Annotated in this window: 20 protein-coding genes, 1 pseudogene and 1 riboswitch; of the genes and pseudogenes, 15 read left to right on the forward strand and 6 right to left on the reverse strand. The window is 34.4% G+C overall.

Going from position 1 to position 16,150, the window contains the following annotated elements:
- Positions 1-63 precede the first annotated feature (63 nt).
- The 5 genes from KFD70_RS01925 to KFD70_RS01945 all read left to right on the forward strand — a co-directional run bounded on the left by KFD70_RS01925 (position 64) and on the right by KFD70_RS01945 (position 5,006).
- The gene (locus tag KFD70_RS01925; RefSeq protein WP_336451827.1) at positions 64-930 is read left to right on the forward strand and encodes a 5'-3' exonuclease; all 867 of its coding nucleotides are present in this window, start codon (positions 64-66) and stop codon (positions 928-930) included.
- A 237-nt stretch (positions 931-1,167) separates the two neighbouring features.
- Positions 1,168-1,311: an FbpB family small basic protein gene (locus KFD70_RS01930; RefSeq protein ID WP_174103054.1), complete on the forward strand. Its 144-nt coding sequence runs from the start codon at positions 1,168-1,170 to the stop codon at positions 1,309-1,311.
- Between the two features lie 51 nt (positions 1,312-1,362).
- Positions 1,363-1,614 carry a hypothetical protein gene (locus KFD70_RS01935; protein ID WP_336451828.1) on the forward strand — a complete coding sequence of 84 codons (252 nt, stop codon included), beginning with the start codon at positions 1,363-1,365 and terminating at the stop codon, positions 1,612-1,614.
- A 335-nt stretch (positions 1,615-1,949) separates the two neighbouring features.
- Complete coding sequence (locus tag KFD70_RS01940; protein ID WP_336451829.1) at positions 1,950-3,932, forward strand: acetoacetate--CoA ligase; 1,983 nt, start codon at positions 1,950-1,952, stop codon at positions 3,930-3,932.
- Positions 3,933-4,154: 222 nt separating this feature from the next.
- The gene (locus KFD70_RS01945) at positions 4,155-5,006 is read left to right on the forward strand and encodes a GNAT family N-acetyltransferase (protein ID WP_336451830.1); all 852 of its coding nucleotides are present in this window, start codon (positions 4,155-4,157) and stop codon (positions 5,004-5,006) included.
- A 53-nt stretch (positions 5,007-5,059) separates the two neighbouring features.
- Here the strand turns inward: KFD70_RS01945 and KFD70_RS01950 are convergent, their stop codons facing one another.
- The gene (locus KFD70_RS01950; RefSeq protein ID WP_336451831.1) at positions 5,060-5,620 is read right to left on the reverse strand and encodes an isochorismatase family protein; all 561 of its coding nucleotides are present in this window, start codon (positions 5,618-5,620) and stop codon (positions 5,060-5,062) included.
- Positions 5,621-6,002: 382 nt separating this feature from the next.
- On the opposite strand from KFD70_RS01950, the gene KFD70_RS01955 reads away from it, so the two are divergent.
- Complete coding sequence (locus tag KFD70_RS01955; protein WP_174103059.1) at positions 6,003-6,263, forward strand: DUF6123 family protein; 261 nt, start codon at positions 6,003-6,005, stop codon at positions 6,261-6,263.
- A 2-nt stretch (positions 6,264-6,265) separates the two neighbouring features.
- On the opposite strand, the pseudogene KFD70_RS01960 reads toward KFD70_RS01955, so the two are convergent.
- The 3 genes and pseudogenes from KFD70_RS01960 to KFD70_RS01970 form a co-directional block, all read right to left on the reverse strand.
- Positions 6,266-7,149, reverse strand: a pseudogene (locus KFD70_RS01960) (DMT family transporter).
- 13 nt (positions 7,150-7,162) lie between these two features.
- Entirely contained in the window at positions 7,163-7,549 is a 387-nt protein-coding gene (locus KFD70_RS01965) for a reverse transcriptase-like protein (RefSeq protein WP_336451832.1), read from the reverse strand.
- Positions 7,550-7,788: 239 nt separating this feature from the next.
- Positions 7,789-8,661 carry an aldose 1-epimerase family protein gene (locus KFD70_RS01970; RefSeq protein WP_336451833.1) on the reverse strand — a complete coding sequence of 291 codons (873 nt, stop codon included), beginning with the start codon at positions 8,659-8,661 and terminating at the stop codon, positions 7,789-7,791.
- Positions 8,662-8,792: 131 nt separating this feature from the next.
- A riboswitch (PreQ1 riboswitch) is annotated at positions 8,793-8,837 on the forward strand.
- Between the two features lie 6 nt (positions 8,838-8,843).
- Between KFD70_RS01970 and KFD70_RS01975 the strand changes: the two genes are divergently transcribed.
- From KFD70_RS01975 to KFD70_RS01985, 3 genes are all read left to right on the forward strand, one after another.
- Complete coding sequence (locus KFD70_RS01975) at positions 8,844-9,329, forward strand: QueT transporter family protein (RefSeq protein ID WP_336451834.1); 486 nt, start codon at positions 8,844-8,846, stop codon at positions 9,327-9,329.
- A gap of 493 nt (positions 9,330-9,822) precedes the next feature.
- Positions 9,823-10,482 carry a ribonuclease H family protein gene (locus tag KFD70_RS01980; RefSeq protein ID WP_336451835.1) on the forward strand — a complete coding sequence of 220 codons (660 nt, stop codon included), beginning with the start codon at positions 9,823-9,825 and terminating at the stop codon, positions 10,480-10,482.
- 12 nt (positions 10,483-10,494) lie between these two features.
- The gene (locus tag KFD70_RS01985) at positions 10,495-10,671 is read left to right on the forward strand and encodes a zinc-finger domain-containing protein (protein ID WP_174103065.1); all 177 of its coding nucleotides are present in this window, start codon (positions 10,495-10,497) and stop codon (positions 10,669-10,671) included.
- Between the two features lie 30 nt (positions 10,672-10,701).
- On the opposite strand, the gene KFD70_RS01990 is transcribed toward KFD70_RS01985, so the two are convergent.
- Together KFD70_RS01990 and cspB are read right to left on the reverse strand one after the other, a co-directional pair.
- The gene (locus KFD70_RS01990; protein WP_003206638.1) at positions 10,702-10,950 is read right to left on the reverse strand and encodes a DUF2564 family protein; all 249 of its coding nucleotides are present in this window, start codon (positions 10,948-10,950) and stop codon (positions 10,702-10,704) included.
- 120 nt (positions 10,951-11,070) lie between these two features.
- Positions 11,071-11,268: a cold shock-like protein CspB gene (cspB, locus tag KFD70_RS01995; protein ID WP_003196492.1), complete on the reverse strand. Its 198-nt coding sequence runs from the start codon at positions 11,266-11,268 to the stop codon at positions 11,071-11,073.
- 296 nt (positions 11,269-11,564) lie between these two features.
- Between cspB and KFD70_RS02000 the strand changes: the two genes are divergently transcribed.
- From KFD70_RS02000 to KFD70_RS02025, 6 genes are all read left to right on the forward strand, one after another.
- The gene (locus tag KFD70_RS02000) at positions 11,565-12,260 is read left to right on the forward strand and encodes a YqcI/YcgG family protein (RefSeq protein ID WP_336451836.1); all 696 of its coding nucleotides are present in this window, start codon (positions 11,565-11,567) and stop codon (positions 12,258-12,260) included.
- 143 nt (positions 12,261-12,403) lie between these two features.
- A complete protein-coding gene (locus tag KFD70_RS02005; RefSeq protein WP_336451837.1) occupies positions 12,404-13,036 on the forward strand; it encodes a LysE family transporter in 633 nt (210 codons plus the stop codon).
- A 19-nt stretch (positions 13,037-13,055) separates the two neighbouring features.
- Positions 13,056-13,349 carry a cytoplasmic protein gene (locus KFD70_RS02010; protein ID WP_336451838.1) on the forward strand — a complete coding sequence of 98 codons (294 nt, stop codon included), beginning with the start codon at positions 13,056-13,058 and terminating at the stop codon, positions 13,347-13,349.
- Positions 13,350-13,437: 88 nt separating this feature from the next.
- Complete coding sequence (locus KFD70_RS02015; protein WP_336451839.1) at positions 13,438-14,067, forward strand: sterol desaturase family protein; 630 nt, start codon at positions 13,438-13,440, stop codon at positions 14,065-14,067.
- Positions 14,068-14,258: 191 nt separating this feature from the next.
- Entirely contained in the window at positions 14,259-14,597 is a 339-nt protein-coding gene (locus KFD70_RS02020; RefSeq protein ID WP_336451840.1) for a DUF485 domain-containing protein, read from the forward strand.
- A 2-nt stretch (positions 14,598-14,599) separates the two neighbouring features.
- The gene (locus KFD70_RS02025; protein WP_336451841.1) at positions 14,600-16,150 is read left to right on the forward strand and encodes a solute symporter family protein; all 1,551 of its coding nucleotides are present in this window, start codon (positions 14,600-14,602) and stop codon (positions 16,148-16,150) included.

A 16,150-nucleotide genomic window follows, 5' to 3' on the forward strand; every position in this document is an offset into this window, starting at 1 on the left:
TCTATTTATATAACCTTACGTGATAACGTGAGGTTATTATTTTTTGTTAGTAGGAGAGGAATTATGAAAAAAGTATTGTTAGTTGATGGTATGGCACTCTTATTTCGTGCTTTTTACGCAACAAGTGTTTATGGACAATTTATGAAGAGACAAGATGGTACCCCAACAAACGGGATTCATGGTTATATGAAACATTTATTAACAGCAGCGCAAGTGGTTGAACCGACGCATATTGTAACATGCTGGGATATGGGAAGTACGACATTCCGAACGGAATCGTTCTCAAACTATAAAGCAAATCGTGCAGCGCCACCAGAAGAATTGATTCCACAATTTGATCTCGTACAAGAGATGACTTCAAAGTTATCGATTCCTGTAATTGGTATGAAAGGCTATGAAGCAGATGACTGTATTGGTACGTTAGCAAAAGAATACGCTAGTGAGGCGGAAGTATATATTTTAACAGGCGATACAGATTTATTGCAGCTTGTTGATACGAACGTTACCGTAATGCTTCTTCGCAAGGGAATAGGAAACTATGAATATTATACACCAGAGAAGATTATGGAAGAAAAAGGCGTAGAGCCTTGGCAAATCGTTCATGCCAAAGCGTTTATGGGAGACACGAGTGATAACTATCCAGGTGTAAAAGGAATTGGTGAGAAGACAGCATATAAACTCATTCAAGAACATGGTACAGTAGCGGCGGTATTAGAAAATATAGCGTCATTGACGAAAGCACAGCGTACAAAAATTGAAAGTGATTTAGAGAACTTAAATATATCATTACAATTAGCAAAAATTCATTGCGAAGTCCCAATTTCCTGTTCGTTAGAGGAAGGTTTGCATACTATTGATGAAGAGAAAGTACGTTTTGTTTGCGGGGAAATGAATTGGGGACGACCTGAAATATTTATAAATATGTTATAAAAAAGAAGTGCTTCATACGATAGATAACGTCTAATCAAGTATATGTTGATCAGGCGTTATTTTTTTTGTGCAATTTCTTTCAATTCATAAAGTTGTCAGAAAAAATACTTAGTTTTCATCTGAAATTCAAATAGATTTCACACGAATCTTTTATTATAAGACTGCGCAGATAATTACTTATCTTTTATATAAATAATCCTTTAATAAGTTATTTGTAATCGTGAAGGAGGAGAAAATATGCGAAAAAAAATAAGAAAATCCTTTAAACAATTATTGATAGAGAATAAACAATTATTATTGAACGATAAAGAGAATATAAGGGAAATAGAAGAAAAAATTGAAAAGAGGCATGTCTCGTATCGTGTGTCTTCTAGTAATTAAATAAGATAACATTTCAAAACAGGCTTCTAAGTATAGAAAGAAGGAGAAAATTTGGGTGAATTAATAGGAGAGATGGCAGTACAGTTCATTCTTTGTGTGCCAACAAAAAAGAAAAGAATAATAAGTAAAAAGTTCAAGTTACTAAGACAACAGAAATGGTTTCAAGAGAGATATGGTTCTGTCGTTATGTTTCAATCAAGGGTAAGAGAGTTTGTTTTAGGTTATGATATCGAGAGAATGTTGAAAAATGATTTAGATATTATGGTATTTCAGAAAGAGCTAAATAACATATTAAAGCAATAATACTTTATAAGTTTGTATAACAAATTCAGGAGGGGGTTCTTGAAGTAGCGCAAAGAAATGTTTTGTTTGTGTAAGCAAAATAATGCTGCTTTCGAAGTAATATGTGATGCAGGGTGTAAAGTAAGAGTTACAGGGAAACTTCTGGTTATACGTAATATTTATAGTGAAACAAAAGGTTCTTCATTTTATAGGAGAACCTTTTTCTATTTCTGTGTTAGCAGGAATTTTTATGAAATAATTGGTTTCAGCTTTTTGAAAAAAGGTTTTTCAAGAGCGCATGCTGTATATAGTTATTATTTACTTCATAAAAAATTGTAAGTTAAGGAGGAATAATAATGAAAGCGATTACTAATAATAGTGTGCCGCTATGGGAACCATCGCAGCAACAAATAGAAAACTCAGGTATTAGTCTTTTTATGAAGTGGCTTAACCAAGAGAAGGGTTTATCTTTTTCAAGTCAAAAAGAATTATGGAAATGGTCTGTTGAAGAACTTGAATCATTTTGGGAAGGTATTTGGAATTATTGCCAAGTCAAATCTAACACACCATATAATCAAGTTTTGGAATCAAGAAAGATGCCCGGGGCAAAATGGTTCACAGGTGCTACTTTAAATTATGCGGAACATGTTTTTCGAAATGTAAGAAAAAATAAACCAGCAGTAATTTTTCAATCAGAAACCAATCCGAGAACAGAAATAAGCTGGAAAGAACTTCAGCAAAAGACAGCGATGGTGGCAAATTCACTAAAAGAATTAGGGGTTAAAGCAGGGGATCGTATTGTTGCTTATATGCCAAATATTCCTGAAACTGTAATTGCTTTTTTAGCGTGTGCTAGCATAGGAGCCATTTGGTCAAGCTGTTCTCCTGATTTCGGGAAAAATACTGTTATTGATCGATTTAAACAAATTGAACCGACAATTTTATTTGCAATTGACGGGTATTCTTATAATGGTAAAATTCAGAATAGAGAAACGAATGTTTCGGAAATTCAATCGAGTCTACCTACCTTAAAGCAGACGGTTTTAATCCCTTATGTAGGCAGTAATGATTCTGAATTAAATAATCGTACAATGTATTGGAACGATCTATTGCGAGGAGATTGTGATCTTGTTTTTGAAAAGGTCCCATTTGATCATCCTCTATGGATTTTATTTTCTTCCGGAACAACAGGATTGCCAAAACCGATTGTACAAAGTCAAGGTGGAATACTATTAGAACAGCTTAAGACATTATTAGTTGAACAAGGTGTAAATCAAGATGATGTGTTCTTTTGGTTTACAACAACAGGCTGGATGATGTGGAACCTTCTAGTGGGAGGGCTGTTAACTGGAGGCACAATTGTTTTATATGATGGTAGCCCGTCTTATCCTAGTATACATATATTATGGGATTTTGCAGAAGAAGTTGGTGTTACTTTCTTTGGTACAAGCGCTGGTTTTCTAAGTGCATGTATGAAATTCGAGATTAAGCCAAAAGAAAGACACCGTTTTTCTAAGTTAAAGGCTATTTGTTCCACTGGTTCTCCCCTATCAGTAGAGGGATTCTTATGGGTATATGAGAATGTGAAAAGAGATGTGTGGCTTGTTTCAACTAGTGGAGGGACTGATGTATGTACGGCATTTGTTGGTGGCTCTCCTATATTGCCTGTTTACGCAGGAGAAATACAAGCGCGCTCTTTAGGAGCACACGTACAATCATTTAATGATGAGGGCAATTCAGTTATTAATGAAGTTGGAGAATTGGTTATAACGGCACCGATGCCATCTATGCCTGTTTATTTCTGGGGAGATCACAATAATAAACGTTATTTTGAAAGTTATTTTGAGATGTATCCAGGGATTTGGCGACATGGTGATTGGATCAAATTTGATGATAAAGGGAGCTGTGTTATTTTCGGGCGGTCAGACTCTACAATCAATCGGCTAGGGGTACGCCTAGGGACGAGTGAAATCTATCGTATAGTTGAGTCGTTGGATGCCATTATGGAGAGTTTAGTAGTGGATTTAGAGCTCCTTGGACGTAAATCATTTATGCCGCTTTTTGTCGTATTAAAACCTGGAGTAAATATAAGTAATAATCTAAAAGAAGAGATAAAAGCTGAAATAAAACAAAAGGTTTCGCCTCGTTTTGTCCCTGACGAAATTTACGTAGTAGATCAAATTCCGAAGACATTGAGTGGAAAGAAATTAGAAGTTCCAATTCGAAAAATTTTATTAGGGTTTCCAGAAGAAAAGGTAGTTAATAAAGGTTCCATGGCCAACTCCGAATCATTAAGCTTTTTTATAGAGTTAGCAAAAATTATTAATAAGCAAGAATAATAGAGTTCTTCACTATTTATTAAACAAGCGATACACTTTGGTGTTATATGTAGATGAGCGATGGTGATAACGAAGACTGCAGAAATAACGTTATTAGAATATCGTAGGAGATGCAAAGTCGATTAACTCTTATCTTTGTAAAAATAAGTGCTTTTCTAGTTCGAATATTAAAGGGAGTTGTATGGAGACATTTATTTATGGAATATAGAAGGAGGATAGGTAGTGATTGTAATAGATAGAATTGAGGAAAAAGATATCCCACAGCTTATAAATTTATCTGAATTAGTTGGATGGGATTATAGTTTAGAAGAAATCAAAACAATTTTTCAATCAGGAATCGTATATGGTGGAAAGAATGAGAGGAGGGAGATTATTGCCAGTGCAGCTATCATCCTATATGGAGAGAAATTAGCATCTCTTGGCATGGTCATTGTACATCCTCAGTATAAAGGGAAAGGGATTGGCAGAAAAATTACAGAGGCTTGTATAAGAAGTGTTTCAGAAAAGACATCAATTATGCTTATTGCTACAGAAGAAGGAAGACCTTTATATGAGAGATTAGGTTTTCAAGTAGTTAGGCATATTTCAAAGTATATATGTAATCAGTATGTAACTCCTAAAGATTACGATAGAAATGAGCAACACATTTTTATGGATTATGATAAGGGAGATAGTAATGGAATTGTGAAGTTAGATGAAACAGCTTTCGGGGTAAATAGAAGTAATTTTATACAGAGAAGAATTGAACAATCTGAACAGTGCATAGTTGTAAAAGATAAAGAAAATTATATTGTGGGATATGGAATGAGCATACAAACTCCAGAAAATAGAATGATAGGACCGATTGTTGCGCCGAATAATCATATCGCAACTACAATTGTTAATCTTTTGGCAAAAGATTATAAAGGAAAACTTAGAATTGATGTACCAGAAGGAAAAGAATTTTTTATGACTGTACTCGAGAAAGCTGGATTTCAAAAGGTAAATCAACCACCAATTATGTTGAAAAACAGTAATCAATTTTTGAAACGAAATGGTGAATTATATGGAATTGCTGCGCAGATATTTGGATGAAAAAAGATTCCTTTTAAAAAAGGAATCTTTTTTCATTTATGAATACCATTTTTCTACTCCCGATATTGATTATGAATTGGGGAAAACAAATCTTCCTCGACATCTCTAACAATAGAAAAATGATCGACATTATAATGACCATGTAGTGTTTTATTGTGATGTTCAATAATTTGCTGAGCTGATAAAATTGTAGAATCATTTGTGGAATGACCGTTTTTGATTAAGGTGACATCAAATCCCTGTACTGTTGCTGTTCTAACGGCAGTATCAATACAATGCTCGGTTTTACAACCACCTATAACAAGATGACCAATTTCTTTCTCTCTTAAAATCGTATGTAAAGAGGTGTTATAAAATGAATTGGTTGCTTGTTTGTCTATGATTTGTACCGCATGAGGGATTTTGATTTCCTCATGTACTTGAAATCCTTTCCCCATACCGGAAGCAACATCAGTATCTCTGACGAAAATAATAAGGGCATTGGATTGAATCGCTTTTTGAATGGCTATATTTATATTCGTTAATAATTGATCTTTATGAAATACTGCAGATTCTTGCTCGTTACCGTCAATAAGTTCTTGTTGAGCATCAATAATTAAAAGGGCTTGTTTCATTACATTTCTCCTTTTTATCTCGTTATTTGTGGGGAGTAATCTCGTTCTCTTAATATCCAGAATATATCAAGAGGGAGGTTTGGAATGAAGAAATTTCCTGCTGATTAAAGTTACACTTTATTTATTTCTTGAAACTGTAGACGATTCCTTTTTATATAAGGAGATTATTTCATTTTTTTATTGACCTTTACATGATGTAACACCTTGCAATATAACTAAGGGGGAAGAGAAAGAAGGTGAAAATTAACGAATTATCTAATGTTATTTTTATCTATTAGGAAATTAAAAACTCTAAGAGAGATTGTCAAAGAAAATTCATTCTCATAAAGCCTAAAAACATGTATGATAGAAGGTGGAGAATTTTTTGGTAGGTGGGAACAGTATGCAAACGGTACAAGATTATCTTTCATTCTTACACACAAAAGGATTTAAATTATCAGAGGATGCACAAGGGTTTATTATGTTTGGCCAAGGATATACAGGTGCATCTGATGTTCTTGTAAATGCAGCGATTGAGGCAACAATTAAACATCAATTGCAATTTGATGGCAGTTATTTTATCGCTTTATTAGAGCGATTGAAGGAAGAGAAAATTACTGATAAAAAAAGCGCAAAGGCTTTTATGCAGACGTTACAAGCGTAACATCATGCAGCCTGCGCTTCTTTTTTTGTTTTTGAAGGAAGTTCAACAAAAATCATACCTAAGAAAATACAAAGATAACCAAGCATTGCGGAAATAGAAAGCTGTTCGTTTGCGACAAGAACACCTGTTAATGCAGCAAAGACAGGTTCCATTGCGAAAATAATAGCAACTCTTGTTGGAGATGTATGCTTTTGCGCAGCTGTTTGAATAAAAAAGGCGATTGATGTTGCGAATACGGATGTTGCAAGTAGAGCAAATAAAAAAGCCGAATTCGTCCATAAAGAGATTGAAAATAATTTCTCCCAATCCTCAAATAAAAAAGCACAGAAGGAAGAGAAAATTCCAACAGATAATACTTGGGTTGTGCTTAATAATAAAGGTGATATCTTTTTAGAGAAGACTCCGTTAATGAGAATATGTGCTGCAAAGGCAATTGCACAGCCGAGAACGAGTATATCACCAATATTCAATTGAAAAGAATCACCAGCGGTTAGTAAATATAAGCCAGCTGTTGCAGCGGTAATGCCAAGTATTTTAAAAAGATAAATGAAAGAATGGGAACCATAACAATACTGAGTCCAGTTAAAAATCCTGCTTTAGAAGAAGTGGTATAAAGTAATCCAAATGTTTGTAATACATAACCGATAAATAAGAAAAATCCGACAATTAAACCCGCAATACTACTATGTTGAATTTCTTGTTTTGAAGTTTTTTTCGAGAACATAAATTGAATAAATAATAAAATGATTCCAGCAAATAAAAAACGAACACCATTGAAAGTAAATGGTCCAACAAATGACATTGCATTTTGAACGACAACAAACGTGGCCTCAAAAATAAAGGAGACAAATAATAAAGCGAGAGGAGCAATCCATCCTTTTTTCACACTAAAACCCCCATTAATTTTGTAAAATGGCTTTTCTTGCTAATTCATCAGCAACTTTGTTTTGACTACTTGGAATCCACTTTATAAAGAAAAGATCAAATCTTTTGATGTATGCTAGTGCCTCTTCTAAAAGTGGTGCATATGTTTTATTTTTTGCATATTCTTTTTCTACAGCACGTTCAACAAGCTGTGAATCTGTACGAAAAGATACAATGCTATAATTATGTTCTGTGCAATATTTTAATGCAGCGAGTAATGCATGATATTCAGCTTCGTGGTTGGACATGATTCCAAGTGGTAGTGATAATTGCACAGGTGGCTGCACACCTTTAATAAAAACCCCAGCACCAGAAGGGCCTGGATTTCCCTTTGATGCACCATCAATATATACTTCAATCAAAATTGAAAACCTCCATTATTATATAGCGTTAGCTGATAGTAATCCCTCACCTAATTTTAAAGGTGAGGGATAGAATATGAAACATGCACTTTACTCCGCATTAACGTACAGTAAGCCCCCACCTCAAAATTCAGCAAAAACAAAGAAGTTAGGTGGGGAGGGGTTGCACGTAAAAGCCCAATTCGTGAAGGCTAATAATCAGTGGGGATGAAGAAACCCCCACTGATTAAAGTTTCACTTTATCCAATTGTAATGCTGTAGCGGCATGTAAATGTTTCATTCGCTTGTAAGGATTGTACGCCTTTTTTCTCTTTGAAATCTTTTGCTGGTTCTACTTCATCAGCAATTCCATACCAAGGTTCGATACATAAGAAAGGAGCTTCATTACCTGGTGTCCAAACACCAACGAATGGGAAACCTTCAAATGCTACTTTTACAAACTTATTATGTTTATGAGAACGAATAGAAATTTCATTTGTATTCATATTTTCAAAAATAAGGGCATCATTTTTGAATAAATCATATGTAAGTGGTAATTCTGCCTTATTTTCAACAATTAGTTGTTTTTCTTTTGAAAGAAAAGGTCCTTTTAAAACACTTGTTTCTAAATGTTCAGGGCCATTAAATGATAAATGGTAGTCTGTAAATGAGTCACCTTCTACTAAAGGACAATTGAATCCTGGATGTGCTCCGATAGAAAAGAACATTTCTTTTGAAGTAGGATTGATCACTTCATAAGTAACGTGTATGTTTTGCTCGTCTAGTTCATAAGATACAAGTAGCTCAAACTCGTACGGATATTTTTGTAAAGTTTCTTGATTGCTAGTTACAGCATATGTAAGCTTTGTTTCGTTTTGTTCTTTTACTGAGAATATGAGATCGCGAGCAAAGCCATGTTGTGTCAATGAATAAGGTTTACCATCTATATAATATGTATTGTCCACTAATCTACCGACAATTGGGAATAAAATTGGTGCGCGACGCCCCCAATATTTAGGATCTCCTTGCCATAAATATTCTGTGTTGTCCTCTTTTAAGCGAACGCTTTGTAACTCTGCACCTTTTTCAGAGATGGAAACGATCACTTTTTCATTTTGAATTGTTGCTGTCATGAAGTGAAACCTCCTAAATCTTTCATATTCTCTATTATACGTTGTCTATAAGAAAAAAGGTAGTGAATGAAAAGAATCTATTGACGAATGACTGGCTATTGCGTACAATATAAAATTGTTGTTTAAAAACGGATCACGTGGTTCGAAACCATCCCACGTAAAAAAACTAAGGAGATTTTGTCATGAATATAAAAACATTAGTTGGTAATGGTATTTTAGCAGCGTTATATATTGCTGTTTCTGCACTTATTCAGCCATTTGGCTTTACGAATGTCCAATTTCGTATTTCGGAGATGTTTAATCATCTTGTTGTATTTAATAAGAAATCAATTTATGGAATTGTCTTAGGCGTATTTTTAACAAATCTCTTTTTCTCACCTATGATTGCGTATGATTTAGTATTTGGAGTGGGACAATCCGTTCTTGCACTTCTTGCTACGATTATTTCTATGCGCTTTATTAAAGGTGTTTGGGCTCGGATGATTTTTAATACAGTTATCTTTACAGTTACGATGTTTATGATAGCGATTGAACTTCATCTTGCATTTGATTTGCCATTTTTATTTACATGGCTTACATGTGCAGCTGGTGAATTTGTTGTAATGGCAATTGGCATGCCTGTTATGTATTGGATTAATAAGCGAGTGCAATTTGAAAAAGTGATGTAAAGAACAAATAAAGAGGCTGAACCAAATCGAAATGATTGGGCAGCCTCTTTATTTGTATATAAATAAGTACTCTTAATTTATTAAAAAGGTGAAAATAAAGACTACCTCTCATGAATCAATCACTAAGAAGTAGTGATTGATTCATTTGTCATATTAATAAACCGAAGTTCAGTATCGACTTCAAAATAGAAAGAATCTCCTTCAAATGGATCTTCCATAAAATTCCTGTATTGTTAAAATAAATGAATATTCTTGCTGTCGATTGAGATTGATTAAAGTTTCACTTTATAAGTGAACATCCTATTGGAAAATTTTGGGGAATATATAGATGGAGACTGAGACTGTTCTGCTGAAATTTAGGATAGTAATCTAATTTTCGTTTAGTCCAAGAGGCTACTCACAATATGAACTGATTCATTCGCATACAATACAGCGACTCTTGGTAAAATATAATAAAATAAAAATACGAATTCTTATATAAGGGGAAATTAACATGAAATATAAAATATATTGGCTGTATAAAACAAAGACGAGTCTTCAAACTGAATTAACAACAGATTATATGAACATAGAGGAAGCGCTTCAATTTGCAACTGATTTTAAAAAAACTGGTAGAGCAAAGGAATTATTATTTTATGATGAAATGGGAGCGGAATGGACGCTAAAAGAGATGAAAAAGCTCGGTAAACAAATAGAAGAGGAGCCACAAGATATTCGTATCTACTTTGATGGGGGATATGATTTAGAGACGAAAGAGGCTGGAGTTGGTATTTGTATTTACTATAAAAAAGGTCAGAAAATATACCGAGTTCGCCGAAATGCTTACATAGATGGCATATATGATAATAATGAAGCGGAATATGCAGCGCTATTATACGGAATGAATGTACTAGAGGAATTAGGAATTAAATACGAATCGGTTACATTACATGGTGATTCTCAAGTCGTACTTCAGCAACTAGCTGGAGAATGGCCGTGCTATGACGAACATTTGAATCATTACTTAGATCAGATTGAACAAAAAGCAAAGCAAATGAAATTAAAGCTTGTCTGTGAACCAGTAGCAAGAAAACAAAATAAAGAAGCTCATCAATTGGCCACACAAGCATTGGAAGGAACAGTAATTGACAGCCATAAAGAAATAACGGAATAGAGAGGTGCAGTGGTGAATAAAAAGCAGCTCATTACAGAGGTAAATGATTTATTAGAAACATATTGTGAAGGATGTTTCTTGCAGGAACATTATAGAAAAACTCATAGCAAATATTATGCTCATTCTTTTTGTATTCGGCAGTGTACTGTGGGAGAGAAATTAAAAGAATATGGAGAGCGATTATCGTAAAAAAACATCCAGAGATAACTCTGGATGTTTTTAATGCTTAGCTTCCTTCAATTGGTGTTCACATAGACTTAATTTTTTTTCTTCGTTCATTAAAAAAGGCTCATCTAAATCTGTTGCAACAGATTTCATTGTTTCAAGTTGAGAGCGTGCAGATTCGACTGCGGTTGTCGCATGCTGTAATGATTCAGGATCCATTGTAATTGTTGCAGAACCTACCATTTTTTGTGCTGTTTCTACGCGGAATTTTACTTCTTCAAAATCATTTACATGTGAACCCATTATCGATTCCTCCTTTATATTCTGTCACATTTCACATAGTTTTCACCCTGCAAAAAGGAAATATACAAAGGAATAATAAAGGAGGTTACCAAGTAAGGTAACCTCCTGTTATATGTTGGATTAAAGTTTTACTACGTTAGCAGCTTGAGGTCCGCGGTTTCCTTCAACGATATCGAAAGATACTTCTTGACCTTCTTCTAAAGCTTTGTAGCCTTCGCCTTGAATAGCTGTGAAATGTACGAATACATCGTCAGCACCTTCAATTTCAATAAATCCAAAACCTTTTTCGTTGTTAAACCATTTTACTTTTCCTTGCATGTTACAATTCCTCCTAAAAAACGATTACTTTTTCATTTAGTGAATCTCGTTTGAAATGTTTGCAGGTTCATAAAACTGAAAATGCTATATTCTCGAATATTCTGCTAAATGATATTTTTAATATACACGAAATGGTAGATTTTAGTCAAGTAAGCGGTTTTAAATTTTTGTATTTTTAAATAATTTTTTACACAAGTTTTTTATGGTATAGGACAAGCTCTTTTTTTAATATGTTTAAGTGAATGCTGTACATAATGAGGTGAGAGAATGAATCTTATTTATTAGATAATGAAGGGATGAGAAATAGGATAGATATACCAAGATGGGTTCCGCAAGAATTTGAAAATTTTTCTAATGTTGTATTGGACCCAACTTTTCCTTGTTATTTTGGTTTAACAGCTTTAAAGAAAAATGAACTTCGCTACTCATTCTTGTCTCATGATGATCGGAGTCATCTACCGCAGACAATGCTTTCTTTTTTACAGTTGATGAATGAACGGCCCGTTGTAAGAAGAGGATTTTTTCTTTTTGTTGAGCCAGAACGTGAAGAATGCTCACTTGAACATTACCGAGCGTATTTTTGGAGAATTCTACAATATTTACATGAAGAAGATAATCAATTATGGCCAAAGCAGATTCCAGAAAATCCAGATCATTATTTATGGGAATTTTCATTTGGCGGAGAGCCAATGTTTGCGTTTGGGAACGCTCCAGCTTATAAACAAAGAAAAACGAGACATTTGGGGAACTCACTTATTATTGGATTTCAGCCACGAATTATTTTTGATGGACTAGAAGGAGATCGGCCTAAAGGTTCGTACTCAAGACAAATGGTTAGAGAACGGGTTGAAAAGTGGGGCCAATTTCCAAAACACCCGAATATTAGTCATTACGGAGATCCGGATCACCGTGAGTGGAAGCAATATTTTATTGGAGATGACATTGAACCAATCGAAGGGAAATGTCCATTTCATCATAAAATAAAGAAATGAAGGCCGCCGTAAAGGAGTGGATTTTTTACATATTTTGGATCAAAAAGGGCATTTTATATATGTATATTTTTCGTAAAAGCTAGTCTGTTTTTCACAATACTCTCATTAGTTAATAGTAAAAAAGATATAGAAAGGATATAGCGATGTTTGGGGCAATTATACAGCAATTTATACTAGGAATTTCATTGGCTGCACCAGTAGGCCCGATTAATATTGAAATGTTAAAAAGAGGGATTGAACGTGGCTTTTGGCATGCTTGGCTTGTTGGGATAGGAGGAATGAGTGCAGATATTTTATTTATGCTTTTGATTTACTTTGGATTATCTTCTGTATTTATGTATACATATGTACAAGCGTTTATGTATTGCATAGGTTTTTTCTTATTGTTTTATTTAGGATTTCAAAGTGTAAAACAAGGAATTTTACATTCAAATATGGAATATAAACAAGAAGAGGTAGGTGGACTTCGCCAATCCTTTATGGCAGGATTTTTAATTGCGATATCTAATCCGTTAAACCTTGTTTTTTGGTTTGGTGTATATGGAAGTACGCTTAGTTCATTGCTTACAAAGGTAACGAAGCAGGAGGCTTTTTTATATAGCCTTTGCATTATTGGAGGCATTATTTTGTGGAATTTAAATATTGCCTTTTCTGTTCATTTTGGACGAACATTACTTAAGCCAAAGGCACTTGGCTATATTACAGCGGGAGCAGGCTTTATTTTAGTTGGGTATTCGATTCATTTTGCGTATAAAGCATTACAGTTGTTCATATAAGAACGAAGGGGAGATTTTTATGTATCGAACCACAGTTAATGGAAAAGAAATTATCATTACATTAGCACCAAAAATTCGAAAAGAAATAACGGATAGGGACCCTTTATATGAAGCTGTTCTTCAAACTGTTGAAAGGTTACTTCAAACAAAGCAGCCAACATTTGCTGTAAATCATGAAATATTGGGACTTATTATTGGAGAGGTACAGAGAGGAGAAGTAACTGTCTTTGCAGTTGAACACATCATACCGAGACAAAATATATTTGGTTCGCAAAATTTTTTCTCTACAATAGAACGGCGAGCAAATTTGTAATGAAAAGAGCATAACATAGCATAGATAAAGTAAAAACAGTCGTAACGATATGTTACGGCTGTTTTTTCGAAGAAAGGGGATAGGTTGAATGAAAAGAGTGTTGAAAGAGTTCTTTTTGCAACATGATATTCTCATTATGTTTGGAGTACTAATTCTTTTTATCATTATTTTGCAAATGCAATTATTTACAGGAATAGCGGCTATATCATGCCTTGCGGGTATCATTTTTTATACAATTAATGAATATGTGACACATCGATTTTTGTTTCATATGAAACCTCCTAAAAATCCATTTTTACTGAAAATGTTAAAGAGATTACATTATGATCATCATGTGTATCCTGATGATTTAAAACTATTATTTTTACCAGTTTGGTATAGCATGCCGGGATTTGCGATTTATTTGTTCATTTTGTATGGAGTGACAAATCATATAACGATTACACTCTCATTTGGAATAGGGATGATTGTAATGCTGCTTGTTTATGAATGGAAACATTATATAGCGCATAGACCAATTCGTCCGTTGACTCGTTTTGGTAGATGGCTAAAAAAACAACATATTTTGCATCATTATAAAAATGAAAATTATTGGTTTGGTGTGTCGAATCCAGTGTATGATTTTTTATTTGGTACATATAAAAATGGGAAAGATGTTGAATTAAGTAAGACGGCACGTGATCTAGAGAAAGAGCAAAATCAGGAAGTAGTACGATAAACGTTTCCTTTATTCTGCAAAAATATATTAAAAAATTGGGAAAATATGACGAAAAATGTCTAGCGAAAAATCTTTGCAGAGAAGGAGAGATTGTCTAAAATTAAGTATAAGTTTCTGAATATTTATAAAATTTAGTTTTTTGTTATGCGAAGGGATTGGATGTAAAGAATGAGAGAGAGGGGAGAGGACGAGTGAAAAGAGATAGTTCAGCACGTAAGTTGCAAAGCGAGGTAAATTATACAGAAGTCGTTCAGTCAGCGGAATTTCAATCATTGCTAGAAAAGAAGCGGAAGTTTATTGTCCCAATGAGTATTTTCTTTTTAAGTTTTTTTATTGCATTGCCGATTTTGACTTCTTATTCGAAGGTGCTAAATACATCAGTATTTGGTGATGTGACATGGGCTTGGATTTTTGCTTTTGCACAATTTGTTATGACATGGGCGTTATGTATGATCTATAGCAAAAAAGCGGAATCATTCGATAAGATTTCACAAAAAATTCTTCAAGATATGCAGAAAGGGAGGGGATAAACTTGAACGTAACAGCATTTGCACTTTTTTTAATTATCGTTCTCGGTACGCTCGTCATTACATACTTTGCATCGAAAAAGACGAAAAATGCGAGTGAGTTTTATACAGCAGGAGGAGGCTTGACTGGGTGGCAAAATGGTCTAGCCATTGCGGGGGATTATATGTCAGCTGCTTCTTTTCTAGGAATTGCAGGAGCAATTGCGTTAACTGGATTTGATGGTTTCTTTTATAGCATAGGCTTTCTTGTTGCTTATTTAGTTGTATTATACCTTGTTGCCGAGCCACTTAGAAACTTAGGGAAGTATACATTAGCTGATATGATTGCAGCTCGTTTTGATGCGAAAAAGGTACGCGGAGTTGCTGCTTTAAATACGATGACAATTTCAATTTTCTATATGATTGCACAACTTGTGGGAGCAGGAGCACTGATTAAATTATTATTAGGAATTGAATATACGACATCTGTTTTAATCGTTGGAACGTTAATGACGGTGTATGTGATTTTTGGGGGGATGACAGCGACAAGTTGGGTACAAATTGTAAAAGCTGTCTTGCTAATGGCTGGGACATTTATTATTTCAGTAATTGTATTTGCAAAATTTAATTTTAGCGTGACAGAAATGTTTGCGCAAATGAAAGCGGCAACACCTCTAAAGGAAGCATTCTTAAATCCAGGTGTGAAATACAAGGATGGATTGGATACACTTTCTTTAAATTTAGGTCTCGTTCTAGGGACGGCAGGTTTACCTCATATTCTCGTTCGCTTCTTTACTGTTCGTGATGCAAAAACAGCACGTCAGTCTGTTGTATATGCAACATGGTTAATTGGCGCGTTTTATATTATGACGATTTTCCTAGGTTTTGGTGCAGCTGCTTTTGTAGGGAATGCGGCAATTATCCAGGCAAACCCAGCTGGTAATATGGCAGCACCTTTATTAGCAAAAGCTCTTGGTGGAGATTTCTTGTTTGCTTTCGTTTCTGCAATTGCATTTGCTACGATTTTAGCAGTTGTGGCAGGGCTTGTTTTAACAGCAGCTTCAGCATTTGCACATGATTTTTATAATGAGATTATTCGTAAAGGTAAATCAACAGAAAAAGAACAAGTATCAATGGCGCGTTATGCTTCAATTGGGGTAGCCGTATTATCTATTATTTTAGCGCTATTTGCTCAAACATTAAACGTTGCATTCCTCGTTTCGTTAGCGTTTGCCGTTGCCGCGAGTGCGAACTTGCCAGTTATTTTGTTTACGATTTATTGGAAGCGTTTTAATACAACAGGAGCAATCTGCGGAATGGTTGTTGGTTTAGTTTCAGCTATCGTATTAGTTGCACTAAGCCCGAATGTTTGGAGTCCTGAAGCTGGGAAAGCAATCTTTGTTGGAGAAGCTTTATTCCCTTATACAACACCTGGGATTATTTCTATTCCACTTGGGTTTTTAGCGGCGTACTTAGGGACAATCTTCTCAAGTAAGAAAGAAGATGCAGCGAAATTTGATGAAATTCTTGTTAAATCTAACACAGGTCATGGAGTTAGTGATGTGTCTGCACATTAA

This window comes from Bacillus pfraonensis (assembly GCF_050768835.1).
GTDB lineage: Bacteria > Bacillota > Bacilli > Bacillales > Bacillaceae_G > Bacillus_A > Bacillus_A pfraonensis.